15 protein-coding genes, 1 tRNA gene and 1 pseudogene are annotated in these 19,024 nt (G+C 72.2%); 7 read left to right on the top strand and 10 right to left on the bottom strand.

The annotated features are described in order from the left end of the window. The first annotated feature begins 234 nt into the window (after positions 1–234). From HD597_RS09900 to HD597_RS09910, 3 genes are all read left to right on the top strand, one after another. A complete protein-coding gene (locus tag HD597_RS09900; RefSeq protein ID WP_253741679.1) occupies positions 235–591 on the top strand; it encodes a hypothetical protein in 357 nt (118 codons plus the stop codon). A gap of 583 nt (positions 592–1,174) precedes the next feature. Further along, positions 1,175–1,248, top strand: a tRNA-OTHER gene (locus tag HD597_RS09905). A 275-nt stretch (positions 1,249–1,523) separates the two neighbouring features. Then, positions 1,524–3,185: a TROVE domain-containing protein gene (locus HD597_RS09910; protein WP_253741680.1), complete on the top strand. Its 1,662-nt coding sequence runs from the start codon at positions 1,524–1,526 to the stop codon at positions 3,183–3,185. Positions 3,186–3,240: 55 nt separating this feature from the next. Here HD597_RS09910 and HD597_RS09915 read toward each other — a convergent pair whose 3' ends face one another. Then, a complete protein-coding gene (locus HD597_RS09915) occupies positions 3,241–3,450 on the bottom strand; it encodes a hypothetical protein (protein ID WP_253741681.1) in 210 nt (69 codons plus the stop codon). 302 nt (positions 3,451–3,752) lie between these two features. On the opposite strand from HD597_RS09915, the gene HD597_RS09920 reads away from it, so the two are divergent. Then, a complete protein-coding gene (locus HD597_RS09920) occupies positions 3,753–4,223 on the top strand; it encodes a pyridoxamine 5'-phosphate oxidase family protein (RefSeq protein WP_253741682.1) in 471 nt (156 codons plus the stop codon). 15 nt (positions 4,224–4,238) lie between these two features. Here the strand turns inward: HD597_RS09920 and HD597_RS66705 are convergent. Further along, positions 4,239–4,337 (bottom strand): annotated as a pseudogene (locus HD597_RS66705) (IS5/IS1182 family transposase); the annotation flags it as partial. Beyond that, positions 4,292–5,218 carry a class I SAM-dependent methyltransferase gene (locus HD597_RS09925; protein ID WP_253741683.1) on the bottom strand — a complete coding sequence of 309 codons (927 nt, stop codon included), beginning with the start codon at positions 5,216–5,218 and terminating at the stop codon, positions 4,292–4,294. The gene HD597_RS09925 and the pseudogene HD597_RS66705, both read right to left, overlap by 46 nt. 219 nt (positions 5,219–5,437) lie before the next feature. Here HD597_RS09925 and HD597_RS09930 point away from each other — a divergent pair, with 219 nt between their 5' ends. The 3 genes from HD597_RS09930 to HD597_RS09940 all read left to right on the top strand — a co-directional run bounded on the left by HD597_RS09930 (position 5,438) and on the right by HD597_RS09940 (position 9,501). After that, positions 5,438–6,859, top strand: a complete 1,422-nt coding sequence (locus HD597_RS09930; protein ID WP_253741684.1) for a glycoside hydrolase family 6 protein — start codon at positions 5,438–5,440, stop codon at positions 6,857–6,859. A gap of 209 nt (positions 6,860–7,068) precedes the next feature. Next, a complete protein-coding gene (locus tag HD597_RS09935; RefSeq protein WP_253741685.1) occupies positions 7,069–8,376 on the top strand; it encodes a hypothetical protein in 1,308 nt (435 codons plus the stop codon). A 93-nt stretch (positions 8,377–8,469) separates the two neighbouring features. Then, the gene (locus tag HD597_RS09940) at positions 8,470–9,501 is read left to right on the top strand and encodes a trypsin-like serine peptidase (protein WP_253741686.1); all 1,032 of its coding nucleotides are present in this window, start codon (positions 8,470–8,472) and stop codon (positions 9,499–9,501) included. Positions 9,502–9,510: 9 nt separating this feature from the next. Here the strand turns inward: HD597_RS09940 and HD597_RS09945 are convergent, their stop codons facing one another. The 7 genes from HD597_RS09945 to HD597_RS09975 form a co-directional block, all read right to left on the bottom strand. Next, positions 9,511–11,067: a phospholipase D family protein gene (locus HD597_RS09945; RefSeq protein WP_253741687.1), complete on the bottom strand. Its 1,557-nt coding sequence runs from the start codon at positions 11,065–11,067 to the stop codon at positions 9,511–9,513. Positions 11,068–11,077: 10 nt separating this feature from the next. Continuing rightward, positions 11,078–12,382 (bottom strand): sensor histidine kinase, encoded by a 1,305-nt coding sequence (locus HD597_RS09950; protein WP_253741688.1) that lies wholly within the window; start codon positions 12,380–12,382, stop codon positions 11,078–11,080. After that, the gene (locus HD597_RS09955) at positions 12,379–13,068 is read right to left on the bottom strand and encodes a response regulator transcription factor (RefSeq protein ID WP_253741689.1); all 690 of its coding nucleotides are present in this window, start codon (positions 13,066–13,068) and stop codon (positions 12,379–12,381) included. Before HD597_RS09955 ends, HD597_RS09950 begins: the two co-directional genes overlap by 4 nt. A gap of 62 nt (positions 13,069–13,130) precedes the next feature. After that, entirely contained in the window at positions 13,131–14,471 is a 1,341-nt protein-coding gene (locus HD597_RS09960) for a cation:proton antiporter (protein WP_253741690.1), read from the bottom strand. Then, positions 14,428–15,795 (bottom strand): cytochrome P450, encoded by a 1,368-nt coding sequence (locus HD597_RS09965; protein ID WP_253741691.1) that lies wholly within the window; start codon positions 15,793–15,795, stop codon positions 14,428–14,430. Before HD597_RS09965 ends, HD597_RS09960 begins: the two co-directional genes overlap by 44 nt. 13 nt (positions 15,796–15,808) lie before the next feature. Further along, positions 15,809–17,368, bottom strand: coding sequence for an NAD(P)-binding domain-containing protein (locus HD597_RS09970; protein WP_253741692.1), 1,560 nt, complete (start codon positions 17,366–17,368; stop codon positions 15,809–15,811). Positions 17,369–17,439: 71 nt separating this feature from the next. Next, positions 17,440–18,939, bottom strand: coding sequence for a class I adenylate-forming enzyme family protein (locus HD597_RS09975; RefSeq protein WP_253741693.1), 1,500 nt, complete (start codon positions 18,937–18,939; stop codon positions 17,440–17,442). Between the last annotated feature and the right edge of the window lie 85 nt (positions 18,940–19,024).

Here is a 19,024-nt window from a genome sequence, read left to right on the forward strand (position 1 = left end):
TGCGCCTCGACGCCGAACCGAGGAGCACGGGCGAGCACTCGCCGTCTGGCAAGCCGAGATCGCCGCATGGGCTGCCGCCGACCCCGCGGAGCGAGGTCCGGAAGCCGCCCGCCCAGCAGAGCCTGCCGTCAGGTGGACGCCCGGCAGCCCGTACTGGTGCCTCAACGACTCTTCCGCCATACGCGCTGCTCTCGTCGACCTGGATCGGCCTACTGGGAAGCCCGCGGCTGGCCGATGCCCGCCTACCTGGGAGAGTCGGCGCCGGCGCTGACGGAGGTCGCATCGGCGTTGTGCGCCCACCTGGACGGCATCCTCGCCCACCCTGGCTACGCGGTCGGCTTCGGCACCGGTGTCCTGTCGTGGCATGCGGAGGTGACGTCCGCGGCGAAGACGAAACCCCGCCGCGTGTCCATGCAACTGCGCTGCCCCCAACGCCACCTCGCCACCCTCTCCCGGCTGGAAGGAGAAGACCGGATCGAGTGCCGCAACCGATCCTGCGGCGCCAGCCGCGGCGGCCCGGTCGTGCTGACCGTGGACGAGTACCACGGCCTCGCAGCGGAGGTCATCGCAGCCAGAGGGAGGCGGGTATGACCGCCCAGTGCCCCACCTGCCACGGCAGGGGAGAGGTCCCGGACGCGCGAGTGTGTGCCCTTGCCGGGTGTGGGCGCGAGTTCGTCTGGCAGGACGACGGCCGAGGCCGGAGCCGTCCGCGAGGTGACGCGATCTACTGCTCGCGGTCCTGCAAGCATGCCGCCGCGATGCGCACCTACCGCTCCCGGAAGGCCGCGTGATCCCTTAACTCGGGCGCATTGGATCACTTCTCCCATGTCGCCCGAAAATGGGCTGTGACGCGTCACGCCAATCGCTACGGTAGGAGGCAGTTCACAAGACCCGGGTAGGCGCGGGTCGAATGGGCGTCGGTTATCTTTCTGCGACAAAGAACCGTCCGGTGCCCGCTTAACACATCCGCGCCTCTTCAGGCCGCGTGAGCTGGTCAGGTCTGGTGCTGGCACGGGTCGAATCTCGTCGGTTATCGCCTATTAAGCCGGTGGCTGCGAGTTCGAATCTCGTCACGGGCTTCGGTTCGTGTAGCTCAATGGCAGAGCACCGTAAACGGCCGGTGGGTCACCCATATCCGTGCCAGTTCCAGACCTGATCGCTCGTCAGCCCTGTCGGCGGTGCGGGTCGAATCTGATCGGTTATCGCTCTCTCAAAGCGGAGACCCGGGTTCGAATCCCGGCGCCGCCTCCGGGCGGTGTGGTGTAGCGGCCTAGCACGTCTAACGCCGGTCGGTCTCCCACATCCGCGCCTCCGGCAGGGCTGACGAGCAAGGGGAGCGGGTCGAAGGTCGTCGGTTATCGGGAACAGGTTGTCGCAGGTTCGAGTCCTGCTCACCCGACCAGCAGTGCCGGGTGGTAGCTCAGTCAGGTAGAGCGTCTGTCATAAACGCCGGTGGACATCACCACATCCGCTCCCCTTCGTCATATCCGCCCTCGGGCGGGTCGACTGGAAGGAGCACCATCATGGCTCGTGACCCTCTCGCCGCGGTCTCGGCGATCGCGACCCCGCAGTCCCAGCCGATCCCTGGCCGTACCGACCAGGTGAAGAACGCGGCCGGCGGCTACGTGTTCGCCAAGGACGTGTGGACCCGGCTGGAGGACTTCCTCATCCTGGGCACCACGGGCGGCACCTACTACGTGGGCGAGGACAAGCTGACCGCCGAGAACGCCCGCATGCTGTCCCAGGCGATCGCCGAGGACGGGCCGCGCGTGGTGCGCATGCTGACGGACATCTCGACGGCTCGGCCGCCGCGGGCGCCGAAGCAGCGCCCGGCGCTGTTCGCGCTCGCCGCCTGCTACGCGGAGGGCGACGCCGGCACCCGCCAGGCCGCGAAGGCGGCGCTCGCCAAGGTGGCGCGCACGACCGACCACCTGGCCCAGTTCTTCGGCTACTACAAGAACCTGGGCGGCAAGCCGACCGCTCGCGGTATCGCGCCCACGGCGGGCCGTTCGCTGCGGACCGCGCTCGGCTCCTGGTTCCTGAACGGCAGCGCGGACGACATCGCGTTCAAGGCGTGCAAGGCGCGCCAGCGCAAGACGCCCCAGGGCGAGGCGTTCGACCTGCGCGACGCGCTGCGCATCGCGCACCCGGTCGCCGACGGCGAGCAGCGCAAGGCGCTGTTCGGGTGGATCGCCGGGAACGTCACCGACGAGCAGGCCCGCGAGGTTCTGCCCGCCGTGGACCGGTTCCTCACCGCCAAGGCCGTGACCAGCCCTGCCCAGGCCATCGAGGTGGTGACCACGGCGAGGGTGCCGTGGGAGTTCCTGCCTGACGCGGTGCTGCGCGACCCCGGCGTGTGGGAGGCGCTGATCGAGACGGTCGGCATGACGGCGCTGATCCGGAACCTGGCCCGCATGACCCGGCTGGGCACGCTCCAGCCGATGGCCGAGGCGACGGCGCGGGCGGTGCGGCGGCTGACGGATCGGGAGGCGATCCTGCGCGCCCGGATCCACCCGATGGACGCCTGGCTCGCCCTGCGCGTCTACAGGTCGGGCGTGGCGCAGCCGAACCCGCGTGCCGACCGGCAGACGTGGCACCCGGTGCCGGCCGTGCTGGACGCGCTGGAGGAGACGTACGAGCTCGCCTTCGGCGCCGTCGAGCCGTCCGGCAAGAGGCTGCTGGTCGCGGTGGACTCGTCCGGGTCGATGAGCTGGGGCGGCGGAGTGCGGGTGGGCGGTTCGCCGATCGGGTCGCCGTACGAGGTCGGCAACGCCATGGCGGTCATGCTGGCCCGCATCGAGCGCGGGAACGCGCACGTGATCGACGTCGACACGCTGGTGCACGCGTCGAGGGTGACGCCGCGCACCAACCTGCGCGAGATCGCCTCCTGGAAGCCGTCCGGCGGCGGCACCGACCTGTCGCTGCCGTTCACGTGGGCGCGTGAGCGGGGGATGGAGGTGGACGGCATCGTGGTCTTCACCGACAACGAGACCTGGGCGGGCCGGTCCCACCCGACGCAGGCGCTGAACGCCTACCGGCGCGCCGTCAACCCGGAGGCCCGGGTGGTCGTCGCCGCGATGACGGCCGCCGGGTACTCGATCGGTGACCCGAAGGACGACGGTGTGCTGAACGTGGCCGGGCTGGACGCGTCGCTGCCGCTCGTGGTCAACGGATTCGTGCGCTGACCTGCGTGGGCAGTGGCCGGCCGCCCGACCGGCCGATCAGGATGGCGTCGTGGCGTCAGCTCTCCCGCAGGGCTGACGCCAGCGGTTCCGGCACCGACGGGTGGTAGGGCGGTCGCAGGTGGACGATCGCGAGGTCTGCTCCGGCCTCGGCGAACGCGTACGCGGCGGCTGCCGTGGCGGCCGGGTCGCCGTCGTGGCGCACCTGACAGGAGATCAGGATGCCGGACGGGTCCCGCCCCGCGTCGGCGCAGTGCGCGTGCAGCACCTCGCGGGCGCGCCCGAAATCCAGCCTTCGAGGCGCGACGTGGCGGGGCCGGCGCCGTGGGCGGGGTGGAAGCGGTCCGAGGCCCAGGCGGATTCGAAGACGTCCATCTCGTCGGCGGCCTGCCGGCGGCCGCGCTGAACAGCCGCGGTCGATCGCGGCAACACGCTGGCGACCTGCTCGGCAGGAAGGGGCGGCACCTGCTCGATCTCGAAGTCCCGCTCCTTGGTTCGCCCTCGTCCAGCGGGTCGGTGCCGTGAAGTATGGTCGGAAGTGTGGTGATCTTCAGAGCGGGTGGGTGACCGGTGTCCGGTGAGTTGTTCGATGTGGCGTTGGAGCTGTTGCGCGCCAACCCGTATGGGTTCCTGACCACGGTGAACGATGGGCGGCCGCATACTCGGCTCGTTCAGCATGTCGGTGTTGACGCCGACGGGACCGTGTGGATCGGGACGAGCCCGGCGTCTCGTAAGGCCACCGAGATCTCACGTCATCGGATGGTGTCATACGCGGTCGAAGACAGGGCCGCCTTCGCCTACCTGTGCTTGCAGGCGGACGCCGAACTGGTCGATGACAAGACGGAACGGGTTGTCCGGTGGCAGGACGGATTGGAGGCGTTCTTTCCGGACGGCCCGGCCGGGAACGACTTCGTGCTGATCCGGTTGCGTCCGCACAGAGTCGAACTCATGGACTTCTCCCGCGGGATCCATCCTGACCCCTACGGGCTGGTCGCCGCCGCCGTCGAGCGGCGGGAAGGCTCATGGTCGCACAGCTGGTGAGCCGGTGGATCACAGCGGCAGGTCACGCCAGGTGATGTTGGTCCGCACCCGGAAGAAGACCCCGTCGATCATCGTTCGGTGACTCGCCCACCGGCCGCCCCTGGCTCGGGCCGGATGACGATCTCGAGGTACTCCAGCGGCATGAGCAGCGTCTCGCCGCCGGTGTTCAGCTCGTGGACGAGCTCCGTCAGGTCCGCGACGAGGGATTCGCGGCCGGAGGCGTCCAGGGATTCGAGGGTCATCACCGTGGGGCCGTACGTCGCGCACCAGGCACGTACGTGCTCCTCGGGGCTGGAGAAGCGCCACCACAGCTCCCGCGTCCCCGCCTCGACGGCCGCGCCGGGGCCGAACAGCTCGCGCAGGCCGTCCGTCGTGCCCCAGCGGCTCTCCGGGCGGGTGCCGGGCGCGGGGGAGACATACTTGGTGTTGAGGGCGAGCATGCGGCCCATGTAGCCGGACGGTGTCCAGCAGGCCAGCGCGATCCGGCCGCCCGGTTTGGTGACGCGCAGCAGCTCGGCCGCCGCCCGCTCCTGGTCGCGGGCGAACATCACCCCGAACGTCGAGGTGACCAGGTCGTACGAGGCGTCCGGCACCGGGAGGGCCTCCGCGTCGCCCTGGCGGAAGTCGATCGTCAGCCCTTCCGCCTCGGCGCGGCGCGTGGCGTGGGCCAGCAGGTCGGGCACCAGGTCGATGGCGGTGACGCGGGCGGAGCGGCGGGCGGCGGCCAGGGCCGTGTTGCCGGTGCCGGTGGCGACGTCCAGGTGCTCCTCGCCGGCCCGTAACCGGGCGGCCTCGCACAGCAGCTCGGCGGCCAGCAGGAAGCGCGCCCCGACGGACCTGTAGTCACCGGTCGCCCACGTCCGGCGCTGCACGTCGTCCCTGTCGGGAGTCCGCGGCCGCACGTCGTCCCCGTCGAGGGTCCGCGGCCGGACGCCGTCCCGCTCGCGGGCCCGCGGCTCTGCCGTGTTGTGCTCGCTCGTCTCCTGCTCCGACATCGTGCGTCTCACCCCGATCGATCGGCGGTCAAGATCCGACGTGCTGCCAGTCTGCGGCATGCCGGGCGTTCCTGGCCAGATCGACTTCGCCCCGCCGCCGGGCGATCACCGATGGCGACGGCGTCGCCCGGACGCCCGGCGGCGGTTGCACGGCGTTTCTTGACCTTGTCAGAGGGAGTCAGTAATGATCTCCGCCGTAGCCCACCGAAAGGTGATCACGTGCGATCCCTCGCATCGAGAGCCGCGGCCTTGGCCGCCGTCCTGACCACCGCCACCCTCCTGGTGCCACATCCAGCCTCCGCCGCAGCGCAGCTCGTCGCGAACGGCACCTTCACCGGCTCGACCGCCCCCTGGGCCGCCCTCGGGCAGAGCACGATCGCGGTCGAGGACGACCGCATGCGGGTCGAGGTCAAGAACGTCGTGGCCAACCCCTGGGACGCGATGGTCGCCGCGCCCGCCACCGCCGCCCTGAACCCGGGCAAGAGCTACACCCTCTCCTTCGACGCCCACTCCACCGTCGCCTTCACCGCCAAGGCCACGGTGCAGTACACCGCCACCCCGAGCAGCAACCAGTCGCTGGCCACCGACGTGCGGCTGACCTCGTCGAGCAAGCGCTACAGCATCCCGTTCACGGCCGCCCAGGCGTCCGCGACGGCGGCCGAGGTGACGTTCCAGCTCGGCGGGTCGGGGGCGAAGCCGGTCGTGCGCTTCGACAACGTCTCGCTGATGGAGACGCAGACGACCCGGCCCACCGGCCTGTACGTGAACCCGCTGTCGAACCCCGCCCGGTGGGCCGCCGAGCACGTGAATGACCCGGCCGCCACCCCCATCAGGGACAACATCGGCAACAAGCCGATCTTCGAGTGGTTCGGCGGCTGGTTCACCGACCTGACCAAGGCCGTGGACACCTACGTGGGCGCCGCGCAGGCACAGGACCGGCTGCCGATGCTGGTGGCGTACAACATCCCCAACCGGGACGCGTGCGCGGGGCACTCGGGCGGCGGCGCCGGCGACGCGGCCGGGTACCACGCCTGGATCACCGAGTTCGCCAAGGCGATCGGCAGCCGCCACGCCGTCGTCGTGCTGGAGCCGGACGGGGTCGCCGCCGCGGGGTGCGTGACGCGGATCGGCAAGGACCCCGAGGACCAGTACCGGATGTTGCTGGACGCCACGCAGGTGCTGCGGGCCGAGGCGCCGAACGCGTGGGTCTACCTCGACGCGGGCAACGCCACCTGGATCCCGGCCGCGCAGATGGCGCCGTTGCTGGTGAAGTCGGGCATCGCCAACGCGCGCGGCTTCTCGGTGAACGTCTCCAACTACATCACCACCGCCGACAGCCAGGCGTACGCGGTCGCGGTCGACGGCCTCCTGCGCACGACGGTCGGCGCGAAGACGTACGTGATCGACACCAGCCGGAACGGCAACGGCCCGTACGTGGACGGCACGCCGGAGGACAACTGGTGCAACCCGCCGGAGCGCAGGCTCGGCGCCTCGCCGGTCCGCCAGACGTCCGGGGCGGAGTACCTGTTCTGGGTGAAGGTGCCGGGCGACTCCGACGGGCCGTGCGGGATCGGCGCGGACGTCCCGGCGGGCTCGTTCAGCCCCGACCTGGCCATGTCGCTCATCAACGGCGGCTCGTGACCTGACGCCGCCCCGGCCGGTGCCCGCCGTCGGACGGACGGCAGGCACCGGCCGGTCCTGGCGACGGCCGCGGCCGCGATCGAGGCCGTCGCCCGGTGGAGCGGCCGTGACCAGTGGTGTTCCCGCACGTGCCGATCTCGCAACAGGAGGCTGAAGTCCCAGTGCCGAGCTGGAAATCGAAGTGCGCGGGCTTATCCGCCCTCACGCTCATGGCCGCGGGCCTGATGACCGCCCCGGCGGCCGCGGCCGCCGAACCCCCCACCTACTACGTCGACCACATCAGCGGCAACGACGCGAACGAGGGCAGGTCGGCGGCGACCGCCTGGCGGACGCTGGTCAGGGCCGGCGCGGCGACCCTGACCCCCGGCTCCGAACTGCTGCTGCGCAGGGGCGGCACGTGGGCGGAGCAACTGGTGATCGCCGAGGACGGCGAGCAGGGGGCGCCGATCGTCGTCGACGCCTACGGCACGGGCGCCAAGCCCGTGATCAAGGGGACCGACGCGGTGTCCTGCGTGCTGCTCTCCGGTGACCACATCGAGGTCTACAACCTGCAGGTCGGCGTGGAGGGCGCGGGCCGGTGCGAGTGGTCGGGGTTCTCGATCGAGGGCGACCACAACTTCCTCAACCAGAACTACATCACCGGCGCGTCGGCGGGCGTCTTCATCGACGAGGACGCCGACTACACCTCGATCAACAACAACGAGTTCGTCAACAACAACGTCATGAGCGTGAACACGGACGCCTCGGAGATGGGCGAGGCGTACGCGAACGACGACTCGGGCGCCTTCGCCATGCTGGTCCACGGCGACGACTCCGAGATCTCCTGGAACGACATCAGGGGCTCGATCGCCCCGAGCTTCGACTACGTCTTCGACGGCGCGGCCGTCGAGATCTTCAAGGGCTCGCGCAACTGGGTGCACCACAACATCTCGGTCGACAACGACACCTTCACCGAGCTCGGCACGCTCACCTCGGCCGACGGCGAGTCGCAGGACCCGGACGGCACCGCGGACAACGTGTTCGAGTACAACGCCGTCTACGGCGATCGGACCAGGGGCGGGATGGTCACCCGCGGCCCGTTCAAGGAGGAGGCGGGCTCGCCCGTCGAGCCGAACGGCCCCGTGCTGCGCACGGTCTTCCGCAACAACTCGATCCACCTGCGCAACCCGGACGCCGAGGGCGTGGTCTGCGACGCCAGCTGCACCGACGAGCACCTGACGATGACGCAGAACGCCGTCTACGCCAAGAAGAAGAGCGTCTACGCGCCCGGCGTGACCGCGGCGGCCAACTCCTACAACGTGCTGGACGGCGACCAGTACCAGGCGGGCGACGACGGCACCGGCAACGTCTTCGAGGACCCGCGGTTCGACCCGGGCAACCCGCTGCGGCTCCTCGCCGGCAGCAAGGCGATCGGCCTGGGCAAGGTGAAGTACGGCCAGATCGATCTGAACGGCGTCGCGATCGGCGCGGACGGCGGCATCGAGGCCGGCGCCTACGAGTACGCCTCGACGCCTTGATTCGAACTTGTGAGCGATAATGGGTGGCCTTCGCGGCCAGCCCCTGCATATGATCTTGATCGTTCGTCCGCCGAGAGAACGGGAGATCCCACCATGAAGCGCAAACTGATCGCGTTAGGCATCGGCCTCGGGCTGGTGGGCGCCACCGCCATCGCCACACCCGCCCAGGCCGACGTCATCGCCTCGGTCCCGCTGCACGGCACCGCGGCCGACGCCCAGCAGACCGCCACGTTCTGGCTCGCCGACGGGGGCGCCAATCTCAGGAACGCCGCACCGTACTCCGTGCAGACCTCGGTGTCCGTGACCGCCGCGGCCACCACGCCCGTCCCGGACAGCAAGCCCGGCAACACCGCGCCACTGGTCCCGCCCAGCGGGGAGGACCCCATGACCGCGGGCAAGGTGTTCTTCGTCGGCGGCGACGGGCAGCCGCACTGGTGCACGGGCACCGCCCTGCAGAGCCAGTACCGCAACGTCGTCGCCACGGCCGGGCACTGCGTGCTCGACATCGAGGACGCCGCTCCCACGCAGAGCCGGGTGGTGTTCGTGCCCGGCTACGCCGACGGCACGGCGCCCAAGGGCCTGTACGTCGCCAAGCAGGCCTTCGTCCACTACGAGCTCTCCCTCTACGACGACCTCGAGCGCGACTACGCCTTCATGACCGTCTACAACGGCGTCGTGGCCGACTCCGCCGGCGTGCTGAGCGACACGGGACGGCTCGGCGACAACGCCGGCGGGCAGGGGTTCGCCTGGAACCAGCCGCCGGACTCCTCGATCAAGGTCTTCGGCTATCCGGCGGGCCCGCACCCCGACGGGACGCTGCCCTACACGGGAGAGCACCTCCATCAGTCCACCGGGGCGGCGTCCTGGGTGGCGGCTCCCGAGCTGTCCGCCGAGCATCTCGTGGGTGTCGAGTCACCGTTCACCGGTGAGGGCGCGCTCGGCTCCGCGTGGCTGCTGCGCTACGACGCGAGCAAGAAGATGGGCTACCTCAACGGCGTCACGATGAGCGTCTCCGACACCGATGCCGACGACCGCTACGACACCGGCGTCTCGCCGTACTTCGATGCCCAGACGGCCGCGGTCTACAAGGCCGCTTCGGCGTCCTGGTCCGGTCGCCTCGTGTAGCGGAGCGGCCTAGAAGTCGCGTGAGCGGCGCAGGGCGGGTGGCCGGCCGTCCGGGTCCACCGCGAACCGGTACAGCGGCAGCGCCATGAGCTTCTGCGCGCGCGACAGATGAGGCTCGGGATGCGGCCGCAGCCGGCCGGGCGGGCGGGGCCCCGTCCCGCCCGACCCGTGCCAGGCCTCCAGGGCCGCCGCCGAGCGGGCGAACGCGTCGAAGGCGGCCACCGGGTCGCACAGCTCGCCGGCCCGCTCCTCGGGCAGGTCCAGGTGCTCGGCCATCAGGGTCAGGCGCAGCTCCCTGGCGAAGCGCAGGGCGCCGGCCGGCGGGCGCGGGTCCTCCTGCTCGTCGAGCACCGCGCAGCTCAGCTCCGAGTCGTACGTCCACGACCGCAGGTTGACGTTGTCGGAGCCGATCGCGGCCCACACGTCGTCCACCACGCACACCTTCGCGTGCACGTACACCGGCGTCCCGCGATGGTTCTCCAGGTCGTAGATGGCGACCCGGTCGCCGCCCGCGCGCCGCAGCCGGCGCAGGGCGTCGGCGCGGCCGATGAGGCTGGCGGGGCCGGCCAGCCAGCCGTCCTGGTCGGGGTGGCGCGGCACGATGACGATCATGCGCAGGCCCGGCTCGCGCTCCAGGGCGCGGGCGAACGGCTCGATGACGTCCGTGGACCACAGGTACTGGTCCTCCAGGTAGATGAGCGAGCGCGCGCGGGCGAGCACCTTGCGGTAGGCGTGGGCGATGCTGCGCTCGCCGTCGGGCGCGAACGGGTAACCGCGGCGGCGGGCCGGGTACGTGCGCAGCAGTTGAACGCAGTGGCGGCCCGCGGGCGGCGGGGGCGGCCCCGGGCGGGGCAGGGGCGGGGCGTCGTCGAGGCGGCCGAGGTGGTCGCGCAGGCGGCGCAGCGGGTCGCGGGTCTCCGGCGCGGGGTCCTCCCAGCGCTCGCAGAACACCTGCTCCACCTCCGCCACGGCGGGCCCGCGGATGGCGGCCTGCACGTCGTGCCAGGGCGGGCGCGGCCCGTACACGTCGGGCATCGGGGCGCGCTGCGGGTCGCCCTCGTGGGAGGCGTCGTCGCGGCGGCTGTGGCACAGGTCGATGCCGCCGACGAAGGCCACGTCCCGCTCCGGGCCGCGGTCGTGGCGCAGGATGACGAACTTCTGGTGGTGCGAGCCGCCCACCGAGGTACGCGTGTCGAGCAGCGCCTGGCCGCCGGTGTCCTCGATCTCCTGGCCCAGGTGGCGGTTCTCGGCCGAGCTGAAACGCAGCAGGTCGAGGTGGGAGCGCCAGATGAGGCCGCGGACGAGAGCGCCGCGTTCGGCGGCGGCCGCCATCGCCGCGCCCACGCTGGGCCCGTCGGGGGTCAGCCGCTCGTCGGGGTCGCCCCGCCAGTCGGCGAACAGCAGCAGGTCGTCCTTGCCGAGCTGCTCCAGGCACGCTCTCAGCTCGGCGAAGTAGGCGGCGCCGTGGACGAGCGGCCGCACGTCGTTCCCGTGCGACCACGCGCGCAGCTTGGTGGCGGGGTTGCCGCGCTCCTCCTCGGTGAGGAACCAGTCCTCGATTCGCATTCGATCCTGGCTACCCCGGGAGCGGCGGCTGATACCTCTGCCGGGCCGGGCGGCGCGGCGGCTCGGCGATCGGCTCGGCGGGATGGGCGGGCAGCCGTACGGTGAACACGGCGCCGCCGCCCGGGCGGCCGTCGGCGGTGATCGTGCCGTGGTGACCGTCCACCACCTCGCGCACGAGCGCCAGCCCCAGCCCGAACCCCGTCCCCTCGAACCGGGTGAACAGCCGCTCGGCGTCCTCGGGGTCCAGCCCGGCGCCGTCGTCCCTGACGGTCAGGGACACCGTGCCGGGCTCGCCGGCCAGCGTCACCTGGATGTGCCCGCCGGGGCCGGTGTGGCCGAGCGCGTTGTCCAGCAGGGCCGAGATCACCCGCCGCAGGGCGGACTCCACCCCGCGCACGACGGGGTCGCCCGGCCCCTCGCAGCGCACCTCGATGCTGATCCTCCGCGCCGCGGCCCTGGCGCTCTCGGCCACGGCCAGCTCGGCGGCCAGCACGGCCAGGTCCACCGGGCCGAAGGGCCTGGAGAGCTGCTTGAACTGCGCGGACCTGAGCAGGTCCTCGACCACCTCGCCGAGCTGCCCGGTGCCGGTCGTGAGCTGGTCCACCTCGTCCAGGAGCAGGATCGGGTCGGTGCCGCCGCGCAGCCGCCGCGACAGGAGCTGGGCGCGGGTGTGCAGGCGGGTCAGCGGCGTGCGCAGCTCGTGGCTGACGTCGGCGGCGAAGCGGCGCTGCCGGGCGAGCGCCTCGCCCAGCGGCGCGATCGCGCGGCGGGAGACGACCTGGCCGACCAGCAGCGCGGCCAGCAGCCCGGCGATCTCCGCCCCGATGAGCGTACGCAGCAGCCGCTGCTGCTCGGCGGCCTGGTGGCGCAGGTCCATGGCGGCCTGCACGGTCGTGCCGGCGCGCTCGCGGGTGTGGATCAGGTAGTCCCGCCCGGCCACGGTGACGTGCGCCGTCTCCGGCTCGCCTCCGGCGGCCACGCGCGCGAGCGCCGGCCGTACGGGCAGCGTCGCCGGCGCGCCGGGGGAGGGGCGCACGGTGCCGTCGGAGCGCAGCTCGTACAGCCATACGCAGGGCGGCGGGTGGGCGACGGGCGAGCGCTGCGCGGCGGCGGCCAGGTCGCGCTCGGCCGCCGTGCCCTGGCCGTGGCCCATGGCGCACCACACCAGCACGCCGACGAGCGCGAGCACCACGGAGATCGCGCCCGCCACCTGGACGGTGATGCGCCGCCGGGCGCGGACGAGCAGCCGCCGGTCCGGGTCGGGCAGCCGGGGACCGCCGGTGAGCCGCCACCGGCCGGGCGGGGTGAGGCTCACAGCTCGCCCAGACGGTAACCCACGCCCCGCACGGTGCACACGACGCCCGACCCGAGCTTGGTGCGCAGGTAGTACACGTACGTGTCCACGATCGACTCCTTGTTGGCCCCGTCGAAGACCCGCTGGCGCAGCGACCTGCGGGTGTGCACCTGCCGGGGGCGGGCGGCCAGCGCGCTGAGCAGCCGGCACTCCTGGCCCGACAGCGTCACCTGCTCCCCGGTCGGCAGGCGGACCAGGTTGGCCTCGGTGTCCAGCCAGCCCGCGCCCAGCGGCAGCAGGGCGGCCAGGTCGAGGTTGCGGCGGTGCAGGGCGCGCACCCTGGCCAGCAGCTCGTCGATCTCGAACGGCTTGACCAGGTAGTCCTCGGCGCCCGCGTCCAGCCCGGTCACCCGGTCGGCGACCGAGCCGAACGCGGTGAGCACCAGCACCGGCACGGTGACCGCCTGCCGGCGCAGCCGCCGCACCAGGTCGATCCCGTCGAGGGCGGGCAGGCCGCGGTCGACGATGAGCACGTCGTACGCGCGGGACAGCCCGAGGTGCAGCCCGCGCTGGCCCTCCAGGGCGTGATCGACGGTGTAACCCTGTTCGGTGAACAGGCCGACCAGCATGTTCCCCAGTTCGCGGTCGTCCTCGACGAGCAGCAGCCGGCGCGAGACAGGACCGGCCGTGCCTGATGTCCCAGCCACCAGACCACGGTTACACCACTGTCGTGGATTTACCAGGTCCACTCGGCCATTGGCCCACTCGGCTAGGACGAATTGGACCGGACTTCGACCGGCGCCCGCGCGCTCGCCTCGTCGGACCTGGCGCCGGCCTCCAGCCGGTCGGGCAGGGCCAGCTTGTACAGGGGCAGCGCGCCGGCGGTGGTGAGCACGGCCACGAGCACCAGCATGGCGAACAGCTCCTGCGTGATCATGCCCTGGGCCAGGCCGATGTTGATGAAGATGAGGATCATCAGGCCGCGGGCGTTCATGAGCGCGCCCACCGCGTACGACTCCCGCACGCCGAACCCGATGCCCCGCATCGCCAGCGAGCACCCGAAGTACTTCCCGGCGAACCCCGCCAGCAGGATCAGCCCGAACGCCGCCAGCATGGCCCCGCCCGTGATGCCGCCGAGCTGCGTGTTCAGCCCGGAGAAGGTGAAGAACGTGGGCAGCAGCAGGGTCGAGACGATCTCCATCATGCGGCCGTGCAACGCCTCGCGGAACGCGGGGTCGCGGGGCATGGCCAGGCCGGCGAAGAAGCCGCCGAAGACGGAGTACACGCCGATCCAGTCCGTCACCCAGCCGGCGGCGAGGGGGACGAGGATGACGACGTACATGGCGGTGGGGCCGAACCGGCCGGTGCGCGCGACGGTCCTGCCGAGCGGGCGCAGCAGGGGCGCCACGACCTTGAGCATGACCACGGCGAACACAGCGGTCAGCGCGATCGTGGGCAGCGCGCCGCCGGGGCCGCCGCCGAGGTGCATGGCCGACAGGAGGGCCAGGACGCACCAGGCCAGCGCGTCGTCGATGGAGGCGGCCAGCAGGGTGAGCCGGCCGATGGGCGTGTTCTGCAGGTTCCGTTCGTACAGGATCCTGGCCAGCATGGGGAAGGCGGTCAGCGACAGCGCGCCCCCTACGAACAGGGCGAACTGGAAGGGCGGCACGTCGGGGCGGGAGAGCAGGTCGTACAGCAGGAGCCCCGCGCCGGCGCCGAGCAGCAGCGACGGGACGATCCCCGACGCGGCCAGCACGCCCGCCTTGCGGAGCTCGCCGGGTGTCTGCGCCGTGTGGTCGATGCCGGCCCCGACGAGGAACATGTAGAGCGTCAGGCCGATGGTGCTCAGCACGTAGAGAACGGGCCGCACCTCGGGCGGGAACAGCGCCGCCTGCGCCTCGGGGAACAGCCAGCCGAACAGGGTCGGCCCGAGCAGCACGCCGGCGACCATCTCGCCGAGCACGCGCGGTTGCATCACCATCTGGGCCAGCCGCCCGCAGACGGCCGCGGCGACGAGGAGCACGACGAGGGCGGGCAGGACCTTGAGCACCAGCGCGAGGTTGGCGTCAGGAGCCGTGACGTGGGCTGCGACGGGAGCCAGGATGGGCATACGGTTTCTCCGCTTCAGAGCCTTCGAAATGGCGCTCGCACAGCCGCAGCCTGCGCGCGTCCCAGACCATGACGGTGCCGAGGACGAGCTGCGCGAGGCTGCGCCAGACGTCCTCCCAGCGGTCCCGCACCCGCAGGTACGCCAGGGCGGGGCCGGGCCGGTGAGGCACGTCGCGAGGGGTGAGCAGGCAGGGCCCGCGATGGGGCAGTGACCTGGTGTGGGAGACGGAGGAGTCGAGGACGTAGCGGTCCAGGACCTCGCGCGCCACCGCGCGCATCACGATCGGCGCCAGCCGCCGGGCGGGGCACGGCCGGTTGGCCGCGACGCCGAACGGGATGTGGTTGAGGTCCTTCGCACCCGGCCCCGCGAACCGGTCCGGGTCGAAGCGGTCCGGGTCGGCGAGGCCGGCGCGGTGGTAGGCGGGGTAGTTGAAGCAGAGCACCGAGCCGGCGGGGATCGTGGTGCGCCCGTCGAGCGCGATGTCGCCGGTGGTGATGCGGTGGGCGATGCCGAAGAGCGGGTAGAGCCGCATCGTCTCGGCGATCACCTGGTCGAGGTAGCGGTCGTCGCCCGAGCGCGCCCGCTCCTGCACGCCGGGGTGCCGGGCCAGGACGAGCAGCAGGTGGGCCATGGCCTCCGACATCTGCACGACGGCGGTGGTGAAGAAGGCGCCGTGCAGGTGGTACGCCTTCTCCCGGGCCGTCAGGCCCTCGGGGAGCGGCACGCGCACGCGGTGCAGGTTGCGCAGCAGGTAGGCGGTCAGGCGCCTGCGGCGGCTCAGGTGCCGCAGGCTCGTGCACTTCAGCGCGGAGGAGACGTCGCTCGCGTTCGCGGTGATGAGGTCGCGGGCCTCGCGCGGGCAGGGCTCGGCGAAGACCAGCTCGTAGGAGAACTCCGCCCACAGCGGCATCATGAGGTCCCGCAGCCGCACCAGGCCGCGCACGTCCCGCAGCGCCCGGCCCGCGCAGCGGCGGGCGAGCTCCTCGGCCTCGGCGCGGCGCACGGCGAGCAGGCGGCGCGTGACCCGGGCCACCGCGTCGTAGGCGGCGCCCGCCTCCAGGTGCTCCTGGTGCATCTCCGGGCCGGGCGAGAGCCAGTACCAGAACAGGTCCGACAGGGCCGCGCCCCGGCTGCGGCCGGCGGCGGCCGGGTGCGCGTACACCGCGTCGAAGTGCTCGACGCCGACGAGGTCGCCGGGCACCGGGATGCCCTCGTCCCCGTTGATCCGCTCGAACACGCGCACCCGCAGCGCCACGACCCTGGCCGGCAGCCACCACGGCAGGCTCGCCAGCACGGCCAGCACGGCGAGGCAGACGATCAGCATGCCGGGCTCCCTCTCACGCGGGCACGGAGGCGGTCCGCCCGGCGAAGAACGCCCGGAGCGGCTCGACGTGGACCTCGGGGGAGTCCCACTCGTTCTCCAGGTTCTCCGTGATGTGGTGGGCGGCGACGGGCCGGCCCGGCACGTGGTGCCGCACGACGGGGTGCAGGTAGTGGCCCTCGTGGGCGCGGGCCGGGTCGCTCTGGCTGATGCGGCCCACCTCGATGTCGAAGGGGTCGGCCCGGTCGTGGTCCGGGCCGTACTCCAGGGTGATCGCGAAGTGGCCGCGCTCGCCGATCGGCGGGCCCTGAAGGTCGTGCGGCAGCTCCTCCAGGTAGCGGGCGGTGCCGTCGCCGTTCAGCACGATCACGTCGGCCAGCAGGCCGAACTGCTGCCACAGCGCCGAGGTGCGGTTGACCCGGTCGATGACGGCCGCCGCGAGCGCCGCCGGGTCGGCGGGCAGCTCCCTGGCCGGCCAGGGCACGCCGTGGTGGCGGGACTCCATGATCCGGTGCAGGGCGCGCACGCCGTACCTGAAGCCGTGGATGAAGCCGCTGGTGCCGCGCTTGAAGTCGCGCGACTGGGTGATGGTGCCGGCGAAGTACAGGCCGGGGACGTCGACCGACTCGTACGCGGGCGTGAGCGCCGGGAACCTGCCGCCGATCGCCAGGCCGGGCCGGCAGCCGTCGGCGAAGATCGAGGAGTCGAAGCGGAAGCCGGTGCACAGGATCACCCGGTCGTACGGGATGTCCTTGGTGACCTCGTTGACCCGGGCGAAGGCCACCGTGACCAGGTAGGTTCCGTCCGGCTGCCGCTCGATGCGCCTGATGTCGCCGTCGAGCAGGGCGTTCTGCGACTTGAGCTGGTAGGTGTCGAGCAGGTTGTTGTTGACCGCGCGCAGGTGGCCGACGTAGTGGGTGCGCCAGGCCATGCGTACGGAGTGCGGGCCCGCCACGTGGATGACCGCCGCCGTCTCGATCAGGTTGTCGGCCGTCTCGAACGCCGAGTTGCCCTTGCCGATGACGAGCACCCGCTGCCCGAGGTAGTCGGCCGGGTCGGTGGAGGCGGTGCCGTACAGGTCGGCGGTCTCGACGCCCGGGATGGGCGGGACGTTCGGCAGGGTGACGCCGGCCGCGACGACCAGCCGCCGCGCCCGGTAGGTGCGGCCGTCCGCCACGCTCACGCGGAAGTCGCCCGGCCGCTCCACCTTGACCACGCGCGCGTCGTAGTCGATCCGCAGCCCGCACGCCTCGGCGAAGTCGCACAGGTAGCGGACCATGTCGTCGGCGTGCGGGAAGTAGCGGTCGCTGTAGCGGGTGAACAGCAGGCCGGGGTCGTCAGAGAGCAGCGAGTTCCAGTCCATCCGGAGGTTGAGCTCCGGGTCGTCCCAGCCGGTGTGCTTCTTGTTGATCGAGATGAGCGTGCGGTGGCGCGGGAAGGTGCGGAAGAACCCGCCCGGACCCGACCCGGCCTCGAGGATCAGGTACGTGCGGCCCGCCCGGTGCAGGAAGTGGCCGAGCTGGAGCCCCGCGGGTCCGGCGCCGATCACCAGGTAGTCGAGGGTGTTGTCCGCCACTGATGCCTCCGTCACTGCAAAGTGGTTGAAGGGGCAAATATCAGTGTTGGCGGGTGATTCTCAGAGTCTGCTTAGAACAGGCCCGATCCGTGCTCGGCCAGGAGGGCACGCTTGTCCGGCTTGCCGCTGGTGGCGACCGGGACACCGGGCACCACCGTGATCGTCTTGGGCACGCTGTCCTCGCCCAGCTCCGCCCGTACGCGCGCGGCCAGCGCGCCCTGGTCGGGCACCCGGCCGGGCGCGGGCACGACGAACGCGTGCACCGCCTCGCCGGTGCCCTCGTCCGGCGCGCCCACCACGTACGCCTCGTCCACGTCCGGATGGCCGGTCAGCACCCGCTCGATCGGGCCCGCGTACACCACCATCGCGTTGACCATCACCACGTCGCGGGAGCGGCCCTCCAGGTGCAGGAAGCCGCCGGCGTCAACGTGGCCGAGGTCGCGGGTGCGCAGCCAGCCGTCCCTGAGCGTGTCGCGGGTCTCCGCCTCGTCGCCCCAGTAACCGGCCATGACGTACGGGCTGCGGACGTGGATCTCGCCCGTCCGGCCGGGCGGCACCTCGGCGCCGGCCTCGTCGCGCACGCTCAGCTCGACCCCCGGATGCGGCAGGCCCACCGGGGCCACGATGCCGGCGGCGATGTGCTCGGGGGTGAGCATGGCCACGTTGCCCGCCTCCGTCTGCCCGTACCCCTGGTAGACGACCGGGCCGAGCCGCGCGGCGGCGGCCCTCAGCCGGCGCGGGCCGATCGGCGAGCCCGACACCATCAGCGCCCGCAGGCTCGACACGTCCGCCGTGTCCACCAGCTCCAGCATCCGGAACAGCCTCGGCACGGTGATGATCGAGCCGGTGATGCGGTACCGCTCGATCGTGTACGGGAACATCGGCCGCCCGTCGTCCTCCGGGATCACCGCCGTGCCCCCGCCGAGCAGGCACGGCGCCAGGAACTCCATGACCACCATGCTCGCCAGCGTCCCGAACAGCAGGTACCGCTCGAACCCGCGCGCGAAGGCCGCCGCCACGGGCGACCACACGCGCGGCTGCCAGGCCCAGTGCTCGCTGAGCGCCCGGTACGTGATCGCGCAGCCCTTGGGGCGGCCGGTGCTGCCGCTGGTGAAGGTCAGGGCCGCCACGTCGTCCGGCCTGGCGGTCGGCTCCAGCGGCCCGCCGTCGTCCGGGCGGGCCAGCAGGTCGGCCGCGCCGGGCACGGGGCCCAGCGAGAGCGCCCGCCCGGTCATGAGCCGCGGCGTGGCCGTGGCCGGGTCCACCAGGACGGCGTCGACGTCCATGGCGAGCACGTGGGCGAGCTGGCCGGGCGGGTAGCCGGGGCGGATGCCGACGACGCGGCAGCCCAGCGCGTGCGCGGCCATGTGCGCGGCGAACGCCTCCGGTGTCACCTCCGTGCGGACGGCGATCGCCCGGCCGGGGCCCAGGCCCGCCTCGCGCAGCGCGCCGGCCAGCCGCCGGATGAGCTCCAGCAGCTCGGCGCGGGTGACGGTCCTGCCGGCGTGCTCGAAGGCCGGGGTGTCGGGGGCCTGGCGCAGCGCCTCGATCAGGGGGTGCGGGAAGAGCATGGCGGAGCTCCTCTGTGCGTCGGTGGGCGTTCCCGGAGTGCCTGATGCCGTCATATAACGGGATTTGTCGCGACGTTAGGCGGCG

Origin of the sequence: Nonomuraea thailandensis (genome assembly GCF_024172165.1) — a bacterium.
GTDB lineage: Bacteria > Actinomycetota > Actinomycetes > Streptosporangiales > Streptosporangiaceae > Nonomuraea > Nonomuraea thailandensis.

Bases quoted from the DNA above. Each gene is read 5' to 3' on its own strand.
- HD597_RS09910 (WP_253741680.1), top strand. From the start codon at position 1,524: ATGGCTCGTGACCCTCTCGCCGCGGTCTCGGCGATCGCGACCCCGCAG.
- HD597_RS09975 (WP_253741693.1), bottom strand. From the start codon at position 18,939: ATGCTCTTCCCGCACCCCCTGATCGAGGCGCTGCGCCAGGCCCCCGAC.
- HD597_RS09935 (WP_253741685.1), top strand. From the start codon at position 7,069: ATGGCCGCGGGCCTGATGACCGCCCCGGCGGCCGCGGCCGCCGAACCC.
- HD597_RS09945 (WP_253741687.1), bottom strand. From the start codon at position 11,067: ATGCGAATCGAGGACTGGTTCCTCACCGAGGAGGAGCGCGGCAACCCC.
- HD597_RS09925 (WP_253741683.1), bottom strand. From the start codon at position 5,218: ATGTCGGAGCAGGAGACGAGCGAGCACAACACGGCAGAGCCGCGGGCC.
- HD597_RS09965 (WP_253741691.1), bottom strand. From the start codon at position 15,795: ATGCTGATCGTCTGCCTCGCCGTGCTGGCCGTGCTGGCGAGCCTGCCG.
- HD597_RS09960 (WP_253741690.1), bottom strand. From the start codon at position 14,471: ATGCCCATCCTGGCTCCCGTCGCAGCCCACGTCACGGCTCCTGACGCC.
- HD597_RS09900 (WP_253741679.1), top strand. From the start codon at position 235: ATGCCCGCCTACCTGGGAGAGTCGGCGCCGGCGCTGACGGAGGTCGCA.
- HD597_RS09940 (WP_253741686.1), top strand. From the start codon at position 8,470: ATGAAGCGCAAACTGATCGCGTTAGGCATCGGCCTCGGGCTGGTGGGC.